18 protein-coding genes are annotated in these 21,324 nt (G+C 73.5%); 11 read left to right on the top strand and 7 right to left on the bottom strand.

Features of this window, described 5'->3' with window-relative positions; translation table 11 throughout:
- The first annotated feature begins 115 nt into the window (after nt 1-115).
- Both AB0B29_RS14630 and AB0B29_RS14635 read left to right on the top strand, forming a co-directional pair.
- Entirely contained in the window at nt 116-874 is a 759-nt protein-coding gene (locus AB0B29_RS14630; protein ID WP_362238775.1) for a hypothetical protein, read from the top strand.
- Between the two features lie 28 nt (nt 875-902).
- Nucleotides 903-1,409 (top strand): GNAT family N-acetyltransferase, encoded by a 507-nt coding sequence (locus AB0B29_RS14635; RefSeq protein WP_362238778.1) that lies wholly within the window; start codon nt 903-905, stop codon nt 1,407-1,409.
- A gap of 18 nt (nt 1,410-1,427) precedes the next feature.
- Here the strand turns inward: AB0B29_RS14635 and AB0B29_RS14640 are convergent, their stop codons facing one another.
- Both AB0B29_RS14640 and AB0B29_RS14645 read right to left on the bottom strand, forming a co-directional pair.
- The gene (locus AB0B29_RS14640; protein ID WP_362238781.1) at nt 1,428-3,014 is read right to left on the bottom strand and encodes an AMP-binding protein; all 1,587 of its coding nucleotides are present in this window, start codon (nt 3,012-3,014) and stop codon (nt 1,428-1,430) included.
- Nucleotides 3,011-4,690 carry an AMP-binding protein gene (locus AB0B29_RS14645; protein ID WP_362238784.1) on the bottom strand — a complete coding sequence of 560 codons (1,680 nt, stop codon included), beginning with the start codon at nt 4,688-4,690 and terminating at the stop codon, nt 3,011-3,013. Before AB0B29_RS14645 ends, AB0B29_RS14640 begins: the two co-directional genes overlap by 4 nt.
- Before the next feature lie 126 nt (nt 4,691-4,816).
- Between AB0B29_RS14645 and AB0B29_RS14650 the strand changes: the two genes are divergently transcribed.
- The 3 genes from AB0B29_RS14650 to AB0B29_RS14660 all read left to right on the top strand — a co-directional run bounded on the left by AB0B29_RS14650 (nt 4,817) and on the right by AB0B29_RS14660 (nt 9,677).
- Entirely contained in the window at nt 4,817-5,626 is an 810-nt protein-coding gene (locus tag AB0B29_RS14650; RefSeq protein WP_362238786.1) for a helix-turn-helix transcriptional regulator, read from the top strand.
- A gap of 204 nt (nt 5,627-5,830) precedes the next feature.
- The gene (locus AB0B29_RS14655; protein ID WP_362238789.1) at nt 5,831-8,683 is read left to right on the top strand and encodes an ATP-binding protein; all 2,853 of its coding nucleotides are present in this window, start codon (nt 5,831-5,833) and stop codon (nt 8,681-8,683) included.
- Between the two features lie 202 nt (nt 8,684-8,885).
- Nucleotides 8,886-9,677 (top strand): S1 family peptidase, encoded by a 792-nt coding sequence (locus tag AB0B29_RS14660; protein ID WP_362238792.1) that lies wholly within the window; start codon nt 8,886-8,888, stop codon nt 9,675-9,677.
- A gap of 80 nt (nt 9,678-9,757) precedes the next feature.
- Here the strand turns inward: AB0B29_RS14660 and AB0B29_RS14665 are convergent, their stop codons facing one another.
- Entirely contained in the window at nt 9,758-10,906 is a 1,149-nt protein-coding gene (locus AB0B29_RS14665; RefSeq protein ID WP_362238795.1) for a winged helix DNA-binding domain-containing protein, read from the bottom strand.
- Nucleotides 10,907-11,160: 254 nt separating this feature from the next.
- Here AB0B29_RS14665 and AB0B29_RS14670 point away from each other — a divergent pair, with 254 nt between their 5' ends.
- Entirely contained in the window at nt 11,161-11,730 is a 570-nt protein-coding gene (locus AB0B29_RS14670; protein WP_362239942.1) for an isochorismatase family cysteine hydrolase, read from the top strand.
- 159 nt (nt 11,731-11,889) lie between these two features.
- Here the strand turns inward: AB0B29_RS14670 and AB0B29_RS14675 are convergent, their stop codons facing one another.
- On the bottom strand, nt 11,890-12,621 hold the full coding sequence (locus AB0B29_RS14675) for a flavodoxin family protein (protein ID WP_362238798.1): 732 nt from the start codon (nt 12,619-12,621) through the stop codon (nt 11,890-11,892).
- Nucleotides 12,622-12,745: 124 nt separating this feature from the next.
- On the opposite strand from AB0B29_RS14675, the gene AB0B29_RS14680 reads away from it, so the two are divergent.
- Entirely contained in the window at nt 12,746-13,750 is a 1,005-nt protein-coding gene (locus AB0B29_RS14680) for an NAD-dependent epimerase/dehydratase family protein (RefSeq protein ID WP_362238801.1), read from the top strand.
- A 203-nt stretch (nt 13,751-13,953) separates the two neighbouring features.
- Here the strand turns inward: AB0B29_RS14680 and AB0B29_RS14685 are convergent, their stop codons facing one another.
- Nucleotides 13,954-15,066 carry a sensor histidine kinase gene (locus AB0B29_RS14685; protein ID WP_362238804.1) on the bottom strand — a complete coding sequence of 371 codons (1,113 nt, stop codon included), beginning with the start codon at nt 15,064-15,066 and terminating at the stop codon, nt 13,954-13,956.
- Complete coding sequence (locus AB0B29_RS14690) at nt 15,063-15,851, bottom strand: response regulator transcription factor (protein WP_362238807.1); 789 nt, start codon at nt 15,849-15,851, stop codon at nt 15,063-15,065. Before AB0B29_RS14690 ends, AB0B29_RS14685 begins: the two co-directional genes overlap by 4 nt.
- A gap of 122 nt (nt 15,852-15,973) precedes the next feature.
- Here AB0B29_RS14690 and AB0B29_RS14695 point away from each other — a divergent pair, with 122 nt between their 5' ends.
- The 3 genes from AB0B29_RS14695 to AB0B29_RS14705 are packed head-to-tail and all read left to right on the top strand — an operon-like array spanning nt 15,974 to nt 18,221.
- Nucleotides 15,974-16,774 (top strand): glycosyltransferase family 2 protein, encoded by an 801-nt coding sequence (locus tag AB0B29_RS14695; protein WP_362238810.1) that lies wholly within the window; start codon nt 15,974-15,976, stop codon nt 16,772-16,774.
- Nucleotides 16,771-17,466, top strand: a complete 696-nt coding sequence (locus AB0B29_RS14700) for a TIGR04282 family arsenosugar biosynthesis glycosyltransferase (protein ID WP_362238812.1) — start codon at nt 16,771-16,773, stop codon at nt 17,464-17,466. Before AB0B29_RS14695 ends, AB0B29_RS14700 begins: the two co-directional genes overlap by 4 nt.
- Nucleotides 17,463-18,221, top strand: a complete 759-nt coding sequence (locus tag AB0B29_RS14705; protein ID WP_362238814.1) for a class I SAM-dependent methyltransferase — start codon at nt 17,463-17,465, stop codon at nt 18,219-18,221. The genes AB0B29_RS14700 and AB0B29_RS14705 overlap by 4 nt, the downstream gene beginning before the upstream one ends.
- A gap of 313 nt (nt 18,222-18,534) precedes the next feature.
- Here AB0B29_RS14705 and AB0B29_RS14710 read toward each other — a convergent pair whose 3' ends face one another.
- On the bottom strand, nt 18,535-19,776 hold the full coding sequence (locus AB0B29_RS14710; RefSeq protein ID WP_362238817.1) for a molybdopterin-dependent oxidoreductase: 1,242 nt from the start codon (nt 19,774-19,776) through the stop codon (nt 18,535-18,537).
- A 113-nt stretch (nt 19,777-19,889) separates the two neighbouring features.
- On the opposite strand from AB0B29_RS14710, the gene AB0B29_RS14715 reads away from it, so the two are divergent.
- Nucleotides 19,890-21,317, top strand: coding sequence for a hypothetical protein (locus AB0B29_RS14715; RefSeq protein ID WP_362238819.1), 1,428 nt, complete (start codon nt 19,890-19,892; stop codon nt 21,315-21,317).
- Nucleotides 21,318-21,324 lie beyond the last annotated feature (7 nt).

A 21,324-nucleotide genomic window follows, 5' to 3' on the forward strand; every position in this document is an offset into this window, starting at 1 on the left:
TGAATGTAGGTGGGGCGGGCGAAGGGCGTCAAGAGACGGAAAGCGCCGGACAGGGCGGGGCCCGAGGGAGCACGATGGGTCCGCTGTCCCGATACGACACGGTTCTGGAGTGGCCATGGCCGAGACCGTTGCGGTGCGCTGCCCGGCCTGCCGCCGCGAGCACCGCTACACGGCACCGGCTTACCCGTGCGCCTGCGGTGCGCCGGTCGCCCCGCGACTGGACCGGGACGGTACGGCGACGCCCGTCTCGCACCGGGTCTGGCAGGACGACTGGGTGGCGGTGCGGTGCGGCTCCTGCGGGCGGCGCGGCGAGTGGCCGCGCCCGGAGGTGGGGTGTCCGTGCGGGGTGGTGTTGCGGGTGGCGCTGGCGGAGGAGGACGAGCAGGGTGCTGCCGCTCGGGACGACACGCCCCCGGCGGATGTCCCGCCCGCCCCGGAGGCGGCGACGGACCGGCGTGCCGCCGCGGCCGCCCGGCCCCCCTTCCTCTCCGTCACCATCCGTACCGCGCGCGACGCCGTCACGGCCACCGCCCTGTATCTGCGCTGGCTCGGCTACCGGGGTGTACGCAGGGCGGACCAGCGTCCGCCCTCCGGCATCGGACTCGCCGCCCGCGGGGTCGTCGCGCAGGTGGACCCCGCGGTACGCCCGGCGACCCTCAGGGACGTCGAATGCCTGTGGCTCACGGCCATGACGGAGTCCGCGGAGTGCCTCTACTTCTCCCTCGCCGGATACGCGGACGACGCCCGGGCCCGCGCCGACACCCTGGGCGTCGCCTTGTTCCTCCTCGACCTCACCGGCACGCCGAGGCCGGTGAACGCCCCGGCCGACGTCCTGTCCGGCACCGGCACCGGTACGGAGCACCGGGCCCCCTGACCACCACCACGCGGCGCATACTCACCGCATGCGTATCCGCAGCGCCGCCCCCGCCGAACTCCCCGCCCTCCAGGACATCGAACGTGCCGCCGGCGCCGTCTTCCGCGACCTCGGCATGCCGGAGATCGCGGACGACGAACCATTCGCGCTCGACACCCTGGAGCACTACCGCAGGGCGGGCCGCTGCTGGGTGGCGGCGGACGAACGGAACGGGCCGGCCGCCTACCTCCTCGCCGAACCGGTCGACGGCGCCCTGCACATCGAGCAGGTCTCGGTCCACCCACGCGCCGCACGCCGGGGCGTGGGCCGCGCTCTGTTGACCCACGCCACCGACCGCGCCCGCGAGGAGGGTCTGACGGCCCTGACGCTGACCACCTTCACGGACGTCCCGTGGAACGCCCCGTACTACGCCCGCCTCGGCTTCCGGATCCTCCCCGATGCGGACCTCACGCCCGGCCTCCGCGCCATCCGCGCGGCGGAGGCGGCGCACGGCCTCGACCGCTGGCCGCGGGTGTGCATGCGCGCACCGCTGTGACCGGCGCGGTCGCGCCCCTCAGCCCCCTGCGAACCTCTCCCGCAGCTCCACCTTGCGCACCTTCCCGGACACCGTCATCGGGAAGGAGTCGAGGATCCGCACCCGGGCTGGGACCTTGTAGTGCGCCAACCGCCCCTCGCAGAAGGTACGGAGCTCCTCCAGTGTCGGCGGGTCGTCCGGGTCGCGGGCGATCACGCAGGCCAGGACCTCCTCGCCGTAGCGCTCGTGCGGGACGCCGACGACCTGGACGTCCTGGATCTTCGGATGGCCGTAGAGGAACTCCTCGATCTCGCGGGGGTAGATGTTCTCCCCGCCCCGGATGATCATGTCCTTGATGCGGCCGACGATCTCGACGTAACCGTCCTCGCGCATCACGGCCAGGTCGCCCGTGTGCATCCAGCGGCCGGCGTCGACGGACTCGGCGGTCTTCTCCGGCTCGTTCCAGTAGCCGAGCATCACGCTGTAGCCGCGGGTGCACAACTCGCCCGCCGTGCCGCGCGGCCGGGTGACGCCCGTGGCCGGGTCGACGATCTTCACCTCGATGTGGGGCAGGACACGGCCGACCGTGCCGGTGCGGTGTTCCAGGTCGTCGTCCCTGCGGGTCTGCAGCGACACCGGGGAGGTCTCGGTCATGCCGTAGCAGATGGAGACCTCCGCCATGTGCATCTCGGCGACCACCCGCTTCATCACCTCCACCGGGCAGGGCGAGCCCGCCATGATGCCCGTGCGCAGCGAGGACAGGTCGTAGGAGGCGAAGTCGGGGAGGTTCAGCTCCGCGATGAACATGGTGGGGACGCCGTAGAGAGAGGTGCAGCGCTCCCGCTGGACCGCCTCCAGGGTCGCCTTCGGGTCGAAGGAGGGGGCCGGGATGACCATGCAGGCCCCGTGGGAGGTGGCGGCGAGATTGCCCATCACCATGCCGAAGCAGTGGTAGAAGGGCACCGGGATGCAGATCCGGTCCTGCTCGGAGTAGGCGATCAACTCCCCCACGAAGTAGCCGTTGTTGAGGATGTTGTGGTGGGAGAGGGTCGCTCCCTTGGGGAAGCCCGTCGTGCCCGACGTGTACTGGATGTTGATCGGGTCGTCGCAGGAGAGTTCCGCGTACACCGCGTCGGCCGTCGCCCGGCCGAGCAGCGCCTCCCAGCCCGGGGCGCCGAAATAGACCACCTCACGCAACTCCGGCAGTCCGCCGCGGACCTGCTCGACCATCGCCCGGTAGTCGCTCGTCTTGTGGCTCAGGGAGGCGAACAGCAGGGACACGCCCGCCTGCTTCAGGACGTACTCCACCTCGTGGGTGCGGTAGGCCGGGTTGATGTTCACCATGATCGCGCCGATGCGGGCGGTGGCGTACTGGACGAGCACCCACTCGGGGCAGTTGACCGCCCAGATGCCCACCCGGTCGCCCTTGGCGACGCCGGAGGCGTGCAGGGCCGAGGCCAGTTCGCCGACCGCCGCGCCGAACTCGGCGTACGTCCAGCGCCGCCCGGACGGCACGTCGACCAGGGCCTCACGGTCCGGCCACAGGGCGACGGCGCGGTCCAGGTTGGCCCCGACGGTGTCGCCGAGCAACGTCGTCCCACTGGTGCCGTGGCTGTAGGAACTCACCGGAAGTCCTCCTCGCGGTACTCGGCGTCCGAACCGGCCGCCGTGGCCTCACGCAGCTCGATCCGGCGGATCTTGCCGGAGACGGTCTTGGGCAGGTCGGCGAACTCCAGGCGGCGGATGCGCTTGTAGGGGGCCAGCACCTCGCGGGAGTGCTCGAACAGGACCTTGGCGGTGTCGGGGCCCGGCTGCCAGCCCTCGGCGAGCACGACGTACGCCTTGGGGACGGCCAGCCGCAGCTCGTCCGGCGCGGGGACGACCGCCGCCTCGGCCACCGCCTCGTGCTCCAGCAGCGCGCTCTCCAGCTCGAACGGGCTGATCTTGTAGTCGGAGGCCTTGAAGACGTCGTCGCTCCGGCCGATGTAGGTCAGATACCCCTCGTCGTCCCTGGAGGCGACGTCGCCCGTGCGGTAGTAACCACCGGCCATCACCTCGGCCGTCCGGTCCGCGTCGCCGTGGTAGCCGGTCATCAGGCCGACGGGGCGGTCCGACAGGTCGAGCGCGATCTCGCCCTCCGCCGCGCCCGGCGCGCCGGACACCGGGTCGAGGAGTTCGACGCGGTATCCGGGACTCGGCCGGCCCATCGAGCCGGTCTTGAGCGGCTGGCCGGGACTGTTGGCGACCTGGACGGCCGTCTCGGTCTGGCCGAAGCCGTCCCGGATGGTGAGGTGCCAGGCGCGGCGGACCTGCTCGATGACCTCCGGGTTCAGCGGCTCACCGGCCGCGACGACCTCGCGGGGCGGGGTGCGCAGCTGCGTCAGGTCGGCCTGGATGAGCATGCGCCACACGGTCGGCGGGGCGCAGAAGGTGGTGACGCCCGCCCGGTCCATCTCGGTCATGAGACGGACGGCGTCGAAACGCGTGTAGTTGTGCAGGAAGACCGTCGCCTCGGCGTTCCACGGGGCGAAGAGATTGGACCAGGCGTGCTTGGCCCAGCCGGGTGAGGAGATGTTCAGATGCACGTCGCCGGGTTGCAGGCCGATCCAGTACATGGTCGACAGATGGCCGATCGGGTACGACGTGTGGGTGTGCTCGACGAGCTTGGGCCGGGCGGTGGTGCCGGAGGTGAAGTACAGCATCAGCGGGTCGTCGGCCCGGGTCGGGCCGTCCGGGGTGAAGGCGGCCGAGGCGCCGTGGGCGTCGTCCAGCGGCAGCCAGCCCTGCGGCACCGCGTCGGCGGCGCCCGCGGCGATGCGCGTGTAGTCGCCGGGGACCTCGGCGAACTTCGCGGTGTCCTCGGGGCGCGCGATGACGTGCCGGACCCGGCCGCGTTCGACGCGGTCGCGCAGGTCGGCGGGGCCGAGCAGCGGGGTGGCCGGGATGACCACCGCGCGCAGTTTCATCGCGGCGAGGGCGGTGATCCACAGTTCGGCCTGGTTGCCGAGCATGACGAGGATCCGGTCCTCGGCGCGCACGCCCCGCTCGCGCAGCCAGGTGGCGAACCGGTCCGACCGCTGCGACATCTCCCCGAAGGACAGCCGGGTCTCGCGGCCGTCCTCCTCGACGAGGTGCAGGGCGGTGCGGTCGTTGCCGTCGGCGATCACGTCGAACCAGTCCAGCGCCCAGTTGAAGTACTCGGGGCGGGGCCAGCGGAAGCCCGCGTAGGCGGTCGGGTAGTCCTCGCGGTGTTCGAGCAGGAAATCCCGCGCGTCGCGGAACAGCTCCGTCGCCGATGTCATCTGTCCTCCTGGGTGCCGGACCATTGCCGGGCGGCTCTGAGCCATCGTGTAATCCGTGATGCAGGTCTCACTACCCCCGAACGGGGGGTGCGCCCGCACAGGTGCCGTGACGAAGGGGCGGATCAGGTGACGACGGACGCGTCCGACGCGGTCGAGATACGCAACGCGCTGCTGCGACTGCGGCGGGGCACCGGCCTTCCCGTGGCCTTCGGCGGCCTGCTGGAGGCCGGGCAGCAGATGCGCATCAGCGAACTGAGCGGCACGGCGACGCACGCCCTGCGCTCGCTGGTGGTGACGTCCGGTACCGGTCTCGGCGGCAAGACGGTGGCGCTGGCCCGGCCGTGCGTGGTGACGGACTACTCGGCGTCGCGGCAGATCAGCCACGAGTACGACGCCCCGGTGGCCGCTGAGGGGCTGCGCTCGGTGCTGGCCGTACCGGTGGTGGTGCGGCACCGGGTGCGTGGGGTGCTGTACGGGGCGCTGCGCACGTCCCTGCCGCTGGGCGGACGGATGCTGGACGCGGCGCTGGAGGCGGCACGGGACCTGGAGCGGGCCCTGGTCGTCCGGGACGAGGTCCGCACGCTCGCCGCCGGGGCCGGAGCGGGCCCGGGGTGGGAACGGGTGCGGGAGGCGCACGCGGCCCTGCGGGCCCTGGCCCCGCGGATCGCGGACCCTCAGCTGCGTGCAGAGGTGCACGAGGTCTGTGCGCTGCTGACGGCCGAGTCCGCCGGGCCGGCGCGGGTCGGGCTCGCACCGCGCGAGGTGGACGTGCTGGCGTGCGTGGCGGCGGGGGCGACGAACGCGGTCGCCGCGGAGCGGCTGGGCGTGACGCCGGAGACCGTCAAGGGGTATCTGCGGTCGGCCATGCGGAAGCTGCGGGCCCGTACTCGCGGCGAGGCCGTGGTCGCCGCGCGACGGGCGGGGTGGTTGCCGTAGGTTTGTGGTGTTTTCCGTGATGCCGGTACGAGCGCTTCGCCGAGGGGCTCCCGACAGGGCGCCGAGCCCGTCTTCCGGGGCATTCAGGAGTCCGGAGAATTCTCACGCCTTCACGTGTTGTTATTTCCCTCACGAGGTCGTCCCTCCGAAATTCAAAGAACCGTTGCCTAATATTGGCCAGGACACGACACAGGGAGGGGAGCGGTGACCGTACGACGGGACTTCCAGGAGCCTCCCAGGAGCCGCCCCGACCTGGTCATCGGCCGGGAGGATCTGTTCACCGCGGCGCGCGAGCAGCTCGGCCGCGGGGGCAGTGTGCTGCTCCACGGCCCCGCCGGAATTGGAAAGTCGACGGTGCTGCGGGCGCTGGCCTCGGATTACGTCGGTGCGGACCGGACGGTGTTGCGGTGCTCGGCGACCGAGTCCGAATCCCACCTTCCCTTCCTTGCGCTGGCCGACCTGTTCGGTCTGGTCCTGGACGACGTGTCCGGTGCGCTGCCCGGCGCCCAGCGCACCGCCCTGGAGTCGGCGCTGACCGGCCGGGGCGAGTCCACGCTCCAGCGGGACGGGCTCGCGCTGCGCCTGGCGGTGCTGTCGGCGCTGCGGGTCCTCGCCGCGAAGGGACCGGTACTGGTGGTCGCCGACGACCTGCAGTGGCTGGACGCCGCCAGTGCGGAGCTGCTGGGTTTCGCGGCCCGCCGGCTGGGTGACACGCCCGTGCAGATGCTGTGCGCGGTGCGCACCGAGGGCCAGGAGTACGACCGGCACCTGCCCGCGTCCCCGCCCGACACGCTCGCTGTCCGGCTGGGCCCGCTGACCCGCACGCAGGTCTCGGCGCTGCTCGACCATCGCGGCTACTCGCCCCTGTCCCGCTCCACGATCCGCGACATCCACCGCACCAGCGGCGGCAACCCGCTCTTCGCGCTGGAACTGGGCCGGGCCCTGGCCGAGAGCCCGGCCCGGCCGCGCCCGGGCGAGCCGCTGCCGGTGCCCACCTCGCTGCGGGCCCTGGTGCTGAGCCGGCTGGAGATGCTGTCCGACGAGGCGCGCCGCACCCTCCTGGTGGCCAGCGCCGGTGCCCGTCCCACCCTGGCGTTGCTGCACGCGGCCGGGCGGGAGCACGCCGAGGCCGAGACGGCCCAGGCAGCCGCGCTGGGGCTGCTGGCCACGGACTCCGAGGCACCGGCCCTGCGGTTCGCGCATCCGCTGATCTCGGCCGCGCTCTACGCGGAGGCCCCGGCACAGGAACGGCGGGCCGCGCACGCCGCGCTGTCCACGGCGGCCTCCGACCCGATCGAGCGGGCCCGGCACCTCGCCCTGGCGACCACCGGCACCGACCCGGAGGTCGCGGCCCGGCTCGCCGAGGCCGGTGCGCTGGCCCGGGACCGCGGGGCGCCCTCCGTGGCCGCCTCGCTCGGACTGCTGGCCGCCCGGCACACCCCGGCGGACAGCACCCCCGGCCCCGACGAGCGGCGTCTGCTGGCCGCGGAGGACGCGATCACCGCAGGCGAGGCCGATCTCGCCCGGGACATCGCACGCGACGTACTGACGCGTGCCACCGTGCCCGCCGAGCGGGTCCGGGCCTGGATGGTGGTCATCGAGGCGGCCGGGCAGGCCCTCGGCGAGGTCGACGCCGTCTTCCCCCAAGTCCTGGCCGACGCGGGCGACGACCCGTGCCTCCTCTCCCAGGTCCACTACCAGCTGGCCTGGCGCGGCCTGGTCGTCGAGGGCGACTTCGCCGAGGCCCGCCAGGAGGCGGCGCACGCGGCGGAGCTGGCGGCCCGGGGCGGGGACCGGCGCACCGAGCTGATGGCCCTGTCCTTCCAGGCCTCGACCGAGACCCTGATGGGCCACCCGGACGCCCCCATGACCGTCAAACGGGCCCTGAAGGAGCCCCAGGACCCGTACGTGGCCTGCCACCACAACGGCGCCGGGTCGGCCCGCTTCCGCTGGCTGATCATGAGCGACCAGCTGCCCGAGGCGCGGGCGACCATCACCGCGCTGCTGCGGGAGGTCCGCCGGCGCGGCATGGTCGAGAGCGAGGTGCACTTCCTGCGCTTCCTCGCCGACACGGAACTGCGCTCGGGGCACTGCGGCCGGGCCCTGGACCTGGCTCGCGAGAGCCTGCGGCTCGCCCGGGACTCCGGGATCGGCGAGGGCGCCTCAGCCATGCTGGCCTCCCTCGCGGAGGCCTCCGCCGGGGACGTCGAGCGGGCCCTGGCGCTCGCCCGGGAGGCGGCGGACCACGCCGAGGTCGACGGCGACCAGATGTACCTGTCCCGGGCCCTGGCGGCGCTGGGCTACGCCCAGTTGGTGGCCGGTGACCCGGCCGCCACCGTCCGTTCGCTGCGCCGGGTGCGGGAGCTGGAGCAGGGCCTCGGCATCAACGACCCCGGGCGCGGGCGCTGGCACGGTGACCTCGCCGAGGCCCTGGTCCGCATCGGGGAACCGGGCGAGGCCCAGGACGTCATCGACACGACCCGGGCGCACGCGCTGCGGCTGGGCCGGCAGAGCGTGCTGGCCGTCCTGGACCGGGCCGAGGCACTGGTGCGGGCGGCACGCGGCGAACACGAGGCCGCCGTCGTCCGGTTGACGTCCGTGCAGGACCGGCTCGGCCGGCTCGGGTACGGCCTGGAGGAGGCCCGGGCCGCCTTCGCGCTGGCCCGCCTGCGCGCTCAGGCCGCCGCCTCACCCCGCCCGGGCGCCAGGCCCCTGCCGGGACCGGTGTCGTACGACGAGGCGGCGCGGCTGTTCCGGCGCTGCCGCGCGCTGCCCTGGCTGCGGCAGGTCGACGCCGCCGCCACGGCGGGCCCCACGGCGGTGGAACCGGCCGCCGCCGCACCGCCCGTGGCCCTGGACGCGCTGGAGGGGCTCGCCGCGATGGAGCGTCAGGTCGCCTCGCTGGTGATGGAGGGTGCGACCAACCGGGAGATCGCGGCACGCCTGTTCATCAGCGTCAAGACCGTCGAGGCGACCCTCACCCGGGTCTACCGCAAGCTCGGCATCCGCTCCCGGGTGGACATCGTCCGGCTGGCGGCAGGCCGCCGAACGACCTGACCCCACCTGGGTTTACGGCGCCGGACCGAGGGTTATCCCTGCCCAACTCCCTTAGGGGGTTCCCTCATTGGGAGCCCCCTCGTCCTGGCTCTAGCTTTGGGGCGTGCCGCTCGCCGGGCACACGGAGATCCGAACAAAGGTGTCAGGGTCCCCGTCCTCTCCACCCGCGCGACCCCCCACCGGCAACTCCCCAAGGAGACCCATGTTCGGGCTCAACGCTGCCAAGAAGGCCGCCGCCGTCGTCGCGGCGACCGCCGCCGCCGCCACGACCGCGCTGCTCGCCGCCCCCACGGCCGTCGCCGCGCCCCAGCCGATCGTCGGCGGTACCACGACCACGACGTCCGCGTACCCGTTCGTCATGCAGATCACGGACGCCTCGCAGAACCAGTTCTGCGGCGGCACGCTGGTCTCGCCCACGAAGGTGGTCACCGCCGCGCACTGCATGGTGGGCGAGACCACGAGCAGTGTGCGCGTCGTCGGTGGCCGGACCTACCTCAACGGCACCAACGGCACGGTCAGCAGAGTCAGCAAGATATGGATCCACCCGAGCTACACGGACGCCACCAACGGCGACGACGTCGCCGTGCTGACGCTGTCGACGTCGATGCCGTACACCACGGCGAAGTACGTCTCCGCCTCCCAGACCTCGGTGTACGCGGCCGGCACCACCGCCCGCATCCTCGGCTGGGGCACCACCTCCTCGAACGGCAGCAGCTCCAACCAGCTGCGCACCGCGACCGTGCCGACCGTGTCCGACTCCAGTTGTGGCAGCTCCTACGGCTCCGACTTCGTGCAGAGCGACATGGTGTGCGCCGGATACACCTCCGGCGGCGTGGACACCTGCCAGGGCGACAGCGGCGGCCCCCTGCTCATCGGGGGCGTCCTGGCAGGCATCACTTCCTGGGGCGAAGGCTGCGCCCAGGCCGGTTACCCGGGTGTCTACACCCGGCTGACCACCTTCTCCAACCTGGTCACGACGCAGGTCAACTCGTGATCGACCACTAGCTCCTGAGTATCCCTCAGGTGATTGACCGGGGGGCGTTGCGGGCCTCCACGAGCGGCCCGCAACGCCCCCTATCCATGCCGCGACGCGAGTCGGTGCGCGGCGCTAGGTCCGTACGAGCCGAACCGGATGTCGTACGACGACCCCGGGTGCATGACGCGCAGCATCCGCTCCCCCTCGGCGGTGACGTCGTCCCGCCGGCTCCGGGTGAGCCGGTCGAAGGGCTCGATCACGAGGGCGTCCTCGGTGAGCCGCCACAGCCCCGCGAGGAAGCCGTCGACGAGGAGCGTGCGGAAGGCCATGTTGCCCTTCCACGAGCGGCCCCGGTGCTCCGGCGGGATCACGCGGCCGCGGTCGGCGTGCGAGAGCAGCAGGTTGTCGAACTCGGGGAGGAACCGCGGCGGTGCCGGGGTCTCCGGGCCGGGGCGGGGGGCGTCCGGGAGGTCGAAGAGCTCCACGCCGGCTTCGTCCCGGAAGGTCAGGAGCTGCGGGCGGAGGCGCTCGAAGGCGTCGCGCAGGCGGGTCATGCCGGCCCAGGCCTGCATGTCCTTCACGGAGGCCGGCCCGAAGGCGGCGAGGTAGCGCAGGACGACCGCGTCGGGCGTCGGGGCCGGCTGCGCGGACCGGCCGAGCCAGTGCTCCGCGGTGGTGAGACTGACCTGGCCGCTGCGCCCCCACAGACCGCGCGGCGTCACCTGCACCAGCGGGAGGCGGCAGCGCGCGGCGACGGCCAGAGCCTGCGGATCGGCGTCGGGCCACTCCTTGAGCAGGGCCTCGCGCAATTGCCCCATGGTGCGGGGCTCGGTCTCGACGAGGTCGCGGGCGAGCCCGGCCAGCCGGTCCAGGTCGACCCCGGCCAGTCCTTTGCGGAAGGCGACGAGCTCCCGGTCGCGGGCGGGCTGCACCAGCGGCCGCAGGGTGAGGCAGTCGTCCGCGGTGTGGGTGTGGATCGTGGAGCGCATCGTGACGATCCGGACGACCTCGCGGTCGGCCATCAGCCGGGACAACGCCTCGGGGGTGAACCCGTCGAGCCGGGCGGCGAGCGCGTAGTACGGCGGTTTGACGTTCTGCGCCTGGAGCCCGAGCAGGTGCTCGACGGCCGCCGCGACGGAGAGCCGGGCGGGGCGCAGGAGCAACTGCCGGTCGAGGGTCGCGCGGTTGAGGGCCCGCGCGTCGAGCAGGGGTGCCGTGCCGGCGACGCTCCGCTGGGTGTTCGTCATGTGAGGCACGGTAGCGGGCCTTGCGGACAGGTTCTGGCCGCAACCCGACGGGCCCGGCCGACCGGGCTCCCGTCCTCGTAGCCCGGACCGATGAGGCCCGGGCGGGTCGTTACGCCCGCCGCGCCCCCGGGTACTCAGAAGTGCGTTCCCTGAACCCGCACCACAGCTCCACCCGGGAGATCCGATGCTTCGACCACCCCGACCAGAACTCGCCGGATCCCATGAGTGACAGCACCGGACGGACGGTGGAGGGCATGGAACGAGGCGCGGACCCGACGCGGTCTGCTCTGATCGTGATCGACATGATCAGCACCTACGACCACGAGGACGCCGAGCTCCTCGTGCCGTCCGTCGAGCCGGTCGTGCCCGTCCTGACGGAGCTGCTCGGCCGGGCCCGCGAGGCGGACGTTCCCGTGATCTACGTGAACGACAACTTCGGCCGGTGGCGTTCGCACCACGGGGAGCTGCTGGACGCGGCCCTGTCCCAGCCGAACGCCCACCTGATCGAGCCCATCCGGCCCGACGACCGGTCGCTGTTCGTCATGAAGGCCCGCCACTCGGTCTTCTTCGAGACGCCGCTGTCCTACCTGCTGTGGAGCCTGGACGTCGGACACGTGGTGCTGACCGGCCAGGTCACCGAGCAGTGCGTCCTGTACTCCGCGCTGGACGCGCACATCCGTCACCTGGAGGTGACGGTGCCGAGGGACGCCGTCGCCTCCATCCATCCCCACCTGGCCTCCGCGGCCCTGGAGATGATGGAGCGCAACATGGGCGCCCGGATCATCACGGCGAAGGAGACCGAGTTCCCGTCCCGTGCGTCCTGAGGCGGCCTGAGGAGCGGCCGTGGGGGCTCCTCTCGGCCTGCGGGACTCCCTACCTGTGTCAGGTGTGACCACCGTGACCGCTGGGACGGAGAGCGACCACCGGTTCCGGTTGCGCGTCACCATCGCGTGAGAACTGGCCCATCCGGGCCGGCCCCGCGGTCAGCGGTGCTCGGGGTTGTCCGCGCCCGGGCGGCAGCCGGCGTCCCACTGCGAGCGCTGGTTGCCGTGGGCGGGGACTCCTCCGGCGCGCTTGAGCAGGGCCCCGATGTGCATCAGGTTCCAGGTCATGAAGCTGGTGTTGCGGTTGGTGAAGTCGTTCTCGGGGCCGCCCGAGTCCGGGTCCAGGTACGACGGCCCGGGGCCGGCCGCGCCGATCCAGCCGGCGTCAGCCTGCGGCGGGATCGTGTAGCCGAGGTGCTGGAGGCTGTAGAGGACGTTCATCGCGCAGTGCTTGATGCCGTCCTCGTTGCCGGTGATGAGACAGCCCCCGACCCGGCCGTAGTAGGCGTACTGGCCTTGGGGGTTGAGCAGCGAGGAGCAGGCGTAGAGGCGCTCGATGACCTGTTTGGTGACGGAGCTGTTGTCACCCAGCCAGATCGGCCCGGCCAGGACCAGGATGTCCGCCGCCATGATCTTCTCGTACAGCGCCGGCCAGACGTCCGAGGCGAAGCCGTGTTCGGTCATGTCCGGGTAGACGCCGGGTGCGATGTCGTGGTCGACGGCACGGATCAGCTCCGTGGTCACCCCCGCGCCGTCCATGATCGACCGGCTCTTGTCGATCAGCCCCTGGGTGTGGCTGCGCTGCGGGGACGGCTTGAGGGTGCAGTTGATGTAGAGGGCGGTCAGGTCGTCGAAGCGGTGGACCGCATCGGATGCGGAGGGTGCTGTCATGGGAGCAGGGTCTCGCACGGAGTCCGTTTTGCCGGGGTTCGGCGCACCCGCACACGTCTTACGGAGTCATGACGGACGGCCGTGCTCCCGCGAGACTGCGGGGGTGAGCGCCTAGCGTGCCCGTATGCGCGTACTGGTCACCGGCGGTGCCGGTTTCATCGGCTCCCACGTGGTCGCCGCCCTGCGGGAGCGGGGGCACGAGGCGATCGTGTTCGACGTACGAGAGGCTCCCGCGGCGGACGTGCGGGACCCCGAGGCGGTGTGCCGTGCCCTGGCCGGGGTGGACGCCGTGTGCCACCAGGCCGCGAAGGTCGGGCTCGGCGACGGGGTCGCCGACGCGGCGGACTACGTCTCGCACAACGACCTGGGGACGGCCGTGCTGCTCGCGGCCATGGCGGAGACGGGAGTACGCGCCCTCGTGCTCGCCGGGTCGATGGTCGTCTACGGGGAGGGGCGGTACGTGTGCGCGCGGCACGGGGTGGTCAGGCCCGGGCCGCGGGCCGTCGCCGCTCTCGACGCGGGCCGGTTCGAGCCCGCCTGCCCCGAGTGCGGGCAGGACCTCTCCCCCGGGCTGGTCCGCGAGGACGCCCCGGCCGATCCGCGGAACGTGTACGCGACGACCAAACTCGCCCAGGAGCATCTGGCCGCCGCCTGGGCGCGCTGCACCGGCGGGTCCGCGGTGTCGCTGCGCTACCACAACGTGTACGGGCCGGGTATGCCCCGGGACACCCCCTACGCCGGTGTCGCTTCGTTCTTCCGCTCCGCGCTCGCGCGGGGCGAGGCCCCCCGGGTCTTCGAGGACGGGCGGCAGCGCAGGGACTTCGTGCACGTGCGGGACGTGGCGGCGGCGAACGCCGTGGCGCTGGAGGCGGAGGCCGCGGCGCCCGGCACGCTCACCGCCTACAACACCGGCAGCGGCGACCCGCACACCGTGGGCGAGATGGCCCGGGCCCTGGCGACCGCGCACGGCGGGCCCGAGCCGGTCGTCACGGGTGAGTACCGGCTCGGGGACGTCCGGCACATCACCGCGGACTCGTCCCGGCTGCGGGCGGAGCTGGGATGGAAGACCGAGGTCGGCTTCGAGGAGGGCATGAGGGAGTTCGCCCGGGCCGGGATGCGCGAGGGGTAGGCCGGAGCGGCTCCGGGCCGGGTTCGAACTCGGCCGGGTCAGGGAGACGCGAAGAACGGACCCGGCGGCTTGGGCCGCGCACAGGCCACGACCACCCGCAAACGCGCGCGCAGAGGACAGACCCCGGCGGCTTCAGCGACGCACAGGAGACGACGGCCCGCGGACACACGCGCGCAGGACAGACCCCGGCGGCTGCGCGGCGCTCAGGACGCGGCCGCCGGGAGCACCACCTCGAAGCGGCACCCGCCGGGGATGTTGCGTACGCCGGTCCGGCCCTGGTGAGCCTCCACGATGCCGCGGACGATGGCGAGGCCCAGGCCCGCACCCGCGGGGGGCGTCCGGGCATGTGTGCCGCGCCAGCCGGTGTCGAAGACGCGCGGCAGGTCCTCCTCGGGGATACCGCCGCAGGCGTCCGTCACGGACAGGACGACGCCCTCGGGCGAACGCTCGGCGGCGATGGCGACCGTGCCGTCTGCCGGTGTCCGGCGAATGGCGTTGACCAGCAGGTTTCCCAGCACCCGGCTCATCTCCCTGCCGTCCACCTCGACCGGCACCGGCTCGATACGGCCGCCCACCAGCCGCACCCCGTACTCGCGGGCGAGCGGGTCGACACCGGCGAGGGCGTCGCCGACGAGGTCGTACAGGGAGATCCGGGTGGGCGTCAGCGCCAGGGTCCCGGCGTGGATGCGGGAGAGCTCGAAGAGGTCGCCGACCATGTCGTTGAGGCGCTCGACCTCCGTGCGCATCTGCCGGAGATAGCGGTTCGGGTCCGCGGCGACGCCGTCCTCGAGGGCCTCCGACATGGCGCGCAGACCGGCCAGCGGAGTGCGCAGGTCGTGCGAGATCCAGGCGACGAGTTCACGACGGGACGCCTCCAGGGCGCGTTCCCGCTCCCGGGACTCGGCCAGCCTGGCGCTGGTGGCCGCCAGCTCCCGGCTCAGCGCGGCGAGTTCGGCGGTGGCCGGCCCGTCGGGTGCGGCGAAGTCCCCGCCGTCCCCGAAGGAACGCGCGGCCAGGGCGAGTTCACGGCTGCGGGCGACGACCCAGCGGCCCAGCAGGAGGGCGGTGGCCAGCGAGACGACGGCCGCCATGGCGACGACCGTGGTGACGACGGTCAGGTCGTGCGCCGACAGGAACATCGCCCAGGCCACGGCGAGCGTGCCGGCGAGCATCGCGACGACCCCGACCGCCGCCACCACGGCGAGGGAGACGGTCAGCGAACGGCGGCGGATCAGGCGCAGCACGCCCGCTCCGGCCAGCCCCGTCGCGGCGGCACCGGCGAAGGCGTACAGGGCGATCAGAAACGTGTCGCTCACGGTCGGTCGCCCCCGTCGCCGAGCACACCGGCGGCACCGGGTTCACCGGGTGAACCGGGTGAACCGGGTGAACCGGGTTCGAAGCGGTAGCCCACACCCCAGACGGTCTGGATCAGGCGGGGCCGGGCCGGGTCGTCCTCGACCTTGCCGCGCAGGCGGCGGACGTGGACCGTGACGGTCGACAGGTCACCGAAGTCCCATCCCCAGACCTCGCGCATCAGGTCCTCGCGGCCGAACGCCCGCCCCGGGTGCCGCAGAAAGAAGGAGAGCAGGTCGAACTCGCGCAGGGTGAGGGCGAGTTCGGTGCCGTTCTTGGTGGCCCGGCGGGCCGCCGGCTCCACGGTCAGGCCGGCCGCTCCCAGCCGGCCCCCCGTGGCGGCGGGGCGGCTGCGGCGCAGCACCGACTCGACGCGCAGGACGAGTTCGCGGGGGCTGAAGGGCTTGGTGACGTAGTCGTCGGCGCCGACCTCGAGGCCCAGGATGCGGTCGTCCTCGTCGCCGCGGGCGGTGAGCATGATGACGGGCACGGGCCCCTGTCCGCGGATCCGTCGGCACACCTCCAGGCCGTCCATGCCGGGCAGCATCAGGTCGAGCACCACCAGGTCGGGGCGGTGCGCGGCGGCGCGGGTGAGGGCGGCCGGGCCGTCGTCGGCGCGGTCGACGCTGTAACCGGCGCGGTCCAGGTACCCGGCGACGACCTCGGCGACGGTCGGATCGTCGTCCACGACCAGGATCCTGGGGGGCCCGCCGTCGGTCCGGAGGGGCTCGTACGGCTGTTGTTGCATGTCTCCAGCCTGGCACCGCACCACCGTCGGCGGGGGCACGAGAGCCGCCCGGGCCGCCGACGTCCGCGTTTCGTAAGGACCGATGGTCCGGTATGCCCGATTCGCGTTCGTAGGGTGAGACCGTGACGACGACACCTTCGGACGTCGACGTGGTGCTGCCCTGCCTCAACGAGGCCGAGGCCCTTCCCTGGGTGCTCGAACGGATTCCGCCGGGCTGGCGCGCACTCGTCGTCGACAACGGTTCCACGGACGGCTCGGCCGATGTCGCCCGAGCGCGGGGCGCGACCGTGCTGCACGAGCCGCGGCGGGGCTTCGGCGCGGCCTGCCACGCCGGGCTGACGGCCGCCACCGCCGAGGTGGTGTGCTTCTGCGACTGTGACGCCTCCCTCGACCCCGCCCTCCTGGTCCCCTTCGTACGCGCCGTGCGCGACGGACGGGCCGACCTGGTGCTCGGGCGGCGGCGTGCGCAGGGGCGGGGCGCGTGGCCGCCGCACGCCCGGGCCGGCAATCTCGCGCTGGCGCGGATGCTGCGCCGGCGCACCGGGCTGCGCCTGCGCGACCTCGGTCCCCTGCGCGCCGCCCGCCGTGAGCCGTTGCTCGCCCTCGGCCTCACCGACCGGCGCAGCGGCTATCCGCTGCAGATGGTGGTCCGCGCGGCCGACGCGGGGTGGCGGATCGAGGAGCACGACGTGCCGTATCTGCCGCGCACGGGCGCCTCGAAGGTGACCGGTACGTGGCGCGGTACGTGGCAGGCCGTACGGGACATGAGCCGCGTGCTGGCCGAACCCCCGGTGCACGAGGCCCCGGCACACGAACCCCCGGCGCACGGCACCCCTGCGCGCGACACGCCTGCCCACGAAGCCCCGGCGCACGGCACCTCTGCCCAAGGCGCCTCCGAGCACGAAGGGGGAACCGTCCGTTGACCACGCTCCTCGTCATCGCCAAGGAGCCGCGGCCGGGCCGGGTGAAGACCCGGCTCACGCCGCCGTTCACACCGCAGCAGGCGGCCGCACTGGCCGAAGCGGCCCTCGCGGACACCCTGCACGCCGTGGCCGCCGCACCCGCCACCCGGCGCGTTCTCGTGCTCGACGGTGCCCCCGGCCCCTGGCTGCCGCCCGGTTTCGACGTCGTGGCCCAGTGCGCCGGCCCTCTGGACGAGCGGCTGGCGAAGGCCTTCGCGCGCTGCACCGGACCGGCTCTGCTCATCGGCATGGACACCCCGCAGGTGACCCCGGAGCTGCTCACCGTGGACTTCACCGGCTGCGACGCCTGGTTCGGCCCCGCCGAGGACGGCGGTTTCTGGGCCCTCGGCCTGGCGTGTCCGGACCCCGCTCTGCTGCGGGGCGTTCCCATGTCGACACCGGTGACGGGTGCCGTACAGCGGGGACGGCTCGTCGCGGCCGGACTGCGGGTGCGCGACCTGCCGCCCCTGCGCGATGTCGACACCGCTCCCGACGCCCACGCGGTGGCCGCACTGGCCCCACGGGGGCACTTCGCGGCGCGGCTCGCCCGGTGCACGCAGGCCAGACCGCCCGCCGCCGGGCCACCCCATACCGGGCCGCATGCCGAGCCGCCCGCCGCCGGGCCGGCTTCATCGACGGCCGGTCCTCGATGAGCGCCCCGCCCGCCACCGCCCCGGCCTGGGCCGACGCCGGCCCTTATGACGCCGCCCTGCGGGCCGGCCGCGGTCCCCTGTTCCTGCGGCGTCCGGACGGCTGGCTGCTGCCGCTGGAGGTGGAACGCTGGTGCGCCCGGGCCGACGCGGTCGACCGGGACGTGCTGGACCGGTGCGAAGGGGCCGTGCTGGACGTGGGGTGCGGGCCCGGCCGGCTCGTGGCGGAACTGGCCGCCCGGGGCCGGACCGCCCTCGGGATCGACGTCAGCGGGGCCGCGGTGGAGCACAGCGTCCGGCTCGGAGGCCGGGCGCTGCGGCGCTCCGTCTTCGCGCCCCTGCCCGGTGAGGGCCGCTGGGACACCGTGCTGCTCATGGACGGGAACATCGGCATCGGCGGCGACCCCCGTGCCCTGCTGCGGCGGGTCGCGGAACTCCTGCGCCCCGGCGGCCTGCTGATCGCCGAGACCGCCCCGGCGGACGTCGACGAACGCCTGGACGTCCACATCACCGATGCCCGCACCGCCTCCGGCGCCCCGTTCCCCTGGGCCCGGCTCGGCACCCGCGCGCTGCTGCGGCACGCGCGCGACTGGGAGCGGGCCGGTCAGTGGACGGCAGGCGGACGGCGTTTCGCGGCCCTGCGCAGTCGCAGCAGCCGCGCCGCCAGCAGCAGCGCCGAGCCACCGAAGAGAGCTGCGGTGATCAGCAGCCAGCGCGTGAGGAACACCTCCGGCGGCAGGCCGGTGGCGGACCGGTAGCGCGCCTGCACCACGGAGCTGATCAGCGGGAACCACACGAGGAGCAGCAGCCCGGAGAGGGCGGCGGGTACGCGTACGTACATCGCCCACTCCCGGCGGCGGACCCCGTCGAGCCCCCGCACCACCACCCGGTCCGCCGCCGCGTACAGCGGCAGCAGCACGAGGTCGTGCAGCAGCGCGACGCCCACGACCCACAGGGCCACGCCGAACCAGTCCCCTGCCAGCAGGCGCACGCCCGCGTAGAGGGCCAGGGCGAACGAGCAGCAGAGCACCAGGAGTTGCAGGGGGCTGCCGATGACGGCGCGTCCTCGCATCACAGGTCTCCGAACGTCATCCGGGCCACCCATTTGGTGTTCAGCACGCCGGGCGCCGCGGGCACGATGATCCGCGCCGGGTGGCCGTGGTCGGGGGACAGGTCCTCGCCGTTGACGTACAGGGCGAGCAGGGAACGCGGGTCGGCCACCTGATTGGCGCGCAGCGCGGCCTTGCGGAAGGCGCCGTGCCGCTGGAGGGACTCGACGAACAGGTCCGGCGGATCGTCCTCGTACCCGACGAGGGCCGCGAGGTCGCGCAGCCGCACGCCGAGCCACCACTGGTCGGGCGTGGACCAGCCCTCCACGCAGGCGATGGGCAACGCCGAGCTGTACAGAGGGAGCTCCGCGAGCTGGGCCCGGCTGAGGCGGACCGTTCCGGTACGTCCCGTCACGACCAGCCGCCAGGCGTCCGCGGCCCCTTCGGCCGGGTCGATCCCGGCGTACGCGGCGGTCTTGTTGATCTGGAAGCCGTTCGGGCCGCTGCCGGGTTCGCCACCGCCGTGCGGGGCGAGGAGGGCGGTGCGCCGCAGCGGGCCGCCGAAGTTCTGCCCCACGGTCGTGACGAACAGCAGCAGCGAGCCGCCCCCGACGAACCACAGGGCGCCCCGCCGGGAGACGGTCGGCTCGGCGGGGTGCGGGGAGACCAGGTCGTTCTTCTCCTCCCGCAGCCGCCGCACGTTGCGCAGCGCCGTGGGCGTCTTCAGCAGGGCGTGGGCCACGAAGGCGGCGAAGAACACCCAGGCGCCGTAGAAGTGCAGGGGGTAGAACGAGCCCGGGAAGACATAGTCGAGCTGGACGTTGAGGACGCCGGTCACGAACTCGAAGAGCCCGCCGCCGACCAGCAGCAGCAGCGAGATCCGCTCCAGGGCGTGCGCGAGCGAGCGGGCCGGCGGCAGGGCGAACAGCCTCGGCACGACGGACCACAGCTTGGCGAGCAGGACGGGGATCAAAGTGATGCCGAGGGTGACGTGGACGCCCTGGTTCAGCCGGTACAGCCAGTGCGGGTCCGTCGGCCAGGCGAACAGGTAGAAACCGAGGATCCCCTTGTCCGGGGTCTTGTCGTTGACCGGCGACAGGTCCGGGTTGTAGGCGGCGTACGAGAGGAGTCCCGTCACGAACAGCACGGTGATGCCGGCCAGGAGGACCAGGCCCAGTACCGAGGTGAACCAGGGGCCTCGCAGGGGGCTGCGCCAGAAGCCGGGGGACGTGGGGAGCCGCGGATCGCGTGGATCGTCTCGCATGAACCGACGGTAGGCCGCGGACACCCCGCGGAAGGGTGCGCGACCCATGACGAAACGCTGACGTCGGGCCCGGTCGGCGGTCCGCGGCCGGCCGCGCGGCCTAGCGTGCCCGTGTGATCCGCACGCCTCCCACCACGCCGTCCCGAAACCTGCGCCGCGATGTGTACGCCGCCGGGGCCGCCGCGCTGCTCGTGGCGGCGTCCGTACTGGCCGGCCGCCACATCGAGGACACCAGCCGGACGCTGTTCGTCGACTGGCCCCCGCTGCTGGCGTCCTGGGGGCCGCATCTGGGCCCCGGCACCCCGGCCGCCGTCCTGGTGGCGGTCGCCACCGTGGCCCACGGGCCCGTCCTGGCGGCCCGTCTCCCCTGGCGCGCCCTGCTCCCGGCCGCCTGGGGCACGGCCATGGTGTGGATCCTCTCCCTCGCCCTGGTCGACGGATGGCACCGGGGTATCGCCCGCAGGCTCACCACCCGCCACGAATACCTGCGGGTCATCGACCGGTTCGACGACATCCCGGCAGCGTTGCGGGGTTTCACCGGCCACATCCTGCTCGACTCGCCCGACAACTGGCCCGCCCACGTCGCCGGGCACCCGCCCGCCGCCACCCTCACCTTCGTGCTGCTCGACCGGATCGGGCTGCGGGGCGGGGGCTGGGCCGGGACGTGGTGCGTCGTCGTCGGGGCGACCGCCTGCGTGGCCGTGCTGGTCGCGATCCGCGCCCTGGCCGACGAGGCGCTCGCCCGCCGGGCTGCCCCCTTCCTGGTCCTGGCCCCGGCGGCCGTGTGGATGGGCACCTCGGCCGACGCGTACTTCGCGGCGGTCGCGGCATGGGCCGTGGCGTTCTCGGCGCTGGCCGTCACCCGGAGATCCCCGGGGTGGGCCGGCGCGTCCGGGCTGCTGCTCGGCCTGGCCTGCTACCTGTCGTACGGTCTCACCCTCGTCTCGCTGATCACGGCGGCGGCCCTGGTGCTCGGCCGCCGCGGGCTGCGGGAACGCCCGGTGCTGCCGGCGGCGTTGCTCGCCGGGCTCGCCGTGGTGCCCACGCTGTTCACGCTCGCGGGTTTCGACTGGTGGGAGGCCTACCGCCTGCTGGTGACGCGCTACGGCCAGGGCGCGGGCGGCATCCGTCCCTACGGCTACTGGGTGTGGGCCAACCTGGCCTGCGCGGTGCTCAGCACGGGCCTGGCGACGGCGGCGGGGCTGCGGCGGGCGGCGGCCGTTCTGGTACGGCACCGTGAGGCGCGGGGAACCGCCCCCCACGCCACCCACGGCCCGCAGCCGCCTGGTTGCCCCCGCCCCCCACGGGGCGTCGGGCCCCGGGCCGACCTCCGCCTCGCCTGCCTGGTGTGCGCCGCGCTGGCCGCGCTCCTGGTCGCCGACCTGTCCGGCATGAGCAAGGCGGAGACGGAACGCATCTGGCTCCCCTTCGCCCTGTGGCTGCTCCCGGCCTGTGCGTTCCTCACCCGCCCTCGCCTCTGGCTCACCGCCCAGGCACTGCTCGCGTTGCTCGTGAACCATCTGCTGCTCACCGGGTGGTGAACGCCGC

Origin of the sequence: Streptomyces tibetensis (genome assembly GCF_040647715.1) — a bacterium.
Classification (GTDB): Bacteria; Actinomycetota; Actinomycetes; order Streptomycetales; family Streptomycetaceae; genus Streptomyces; species Streptomyces tibetensis_A.

Coding starts and splice junctions, on each gene's coding strand:
- AB0B29_RS14630 (WP_362238775.1), top strand. CDS start 116: ATGGCCGAGACCGTTGCGGTGCGCTGCCCGGCCTGCCGCCGCGAGCAC.
- AB0B29_RS14635 (WP_362238778.1), top strand. CDS start 903: ATGCGTATCCGCAGCGCCGCCCCCGCCGAACTCCCCGCCCTCCAGGAC.
- AB0B29_RS14645 (WP_362238784.1), bottom strand. CDS start 4,690: ATGACATCGGCGACGGAGCTGTTCCGCGACGCGCGGGATTTCCTGCTC.
- AB0B29_RS14660 (WP_362238792.1), top strand. CDS start 8,886: ATGTTCGGGCTCAACGCTGCCAAGAAGGCCGCCGCCGTCGTCGCGGCG.
- AB0B29_RS14665 (WP_362238795.1), bottom strand. CDS start 10,906: ATGACGAACACCCAGCGGAGCGTCGCCGGCACGGCACCCCTGCTCGAC.
- AB0B29_RS14670 (WP_362239942.1), top strand. CDS start 11,161: ATGGAACGAGGCGCGGACCCGACGCGGTCTGCTCTGATCGTGATCGAC.
- AB0B29_RS14675 (WP_362238798.1), bottom strand. CDS start 12,621: ATGACAGCACCCTCCGCATCCGATGCGGTCCACCGCTTCGACGACCTG.
- AB0B29_RS14680 (WP_362238801.1), top strand. CDS start 12,746: ATGCGCGTACTGGTCACCGGCGGTGCCGGTTTCATCGGCTCCCACGTG.
- AB0B29_RS14690 (WP_362238807.1), bottom strand. CDS start 15,851: ATGCAACAACAGCCGTACGAGCCCCTCCGGACCGACGGCGGGCCCCCC.
- AB0B29_RS14705 (WP_362238814.1), top strand. CDS start 17,463: ATGAGCGCCCCGCCCGCCACCGCCCCGGCCTGGGCCGACGCCGGCCCT.
- AB0B29_RS14710 (WP_362238817.1), bottom strand. CDS start 19,776: ATGCGAGACGATCCACGCGATCCGCGGCTCCCCACGTCCCCCGGCTTC.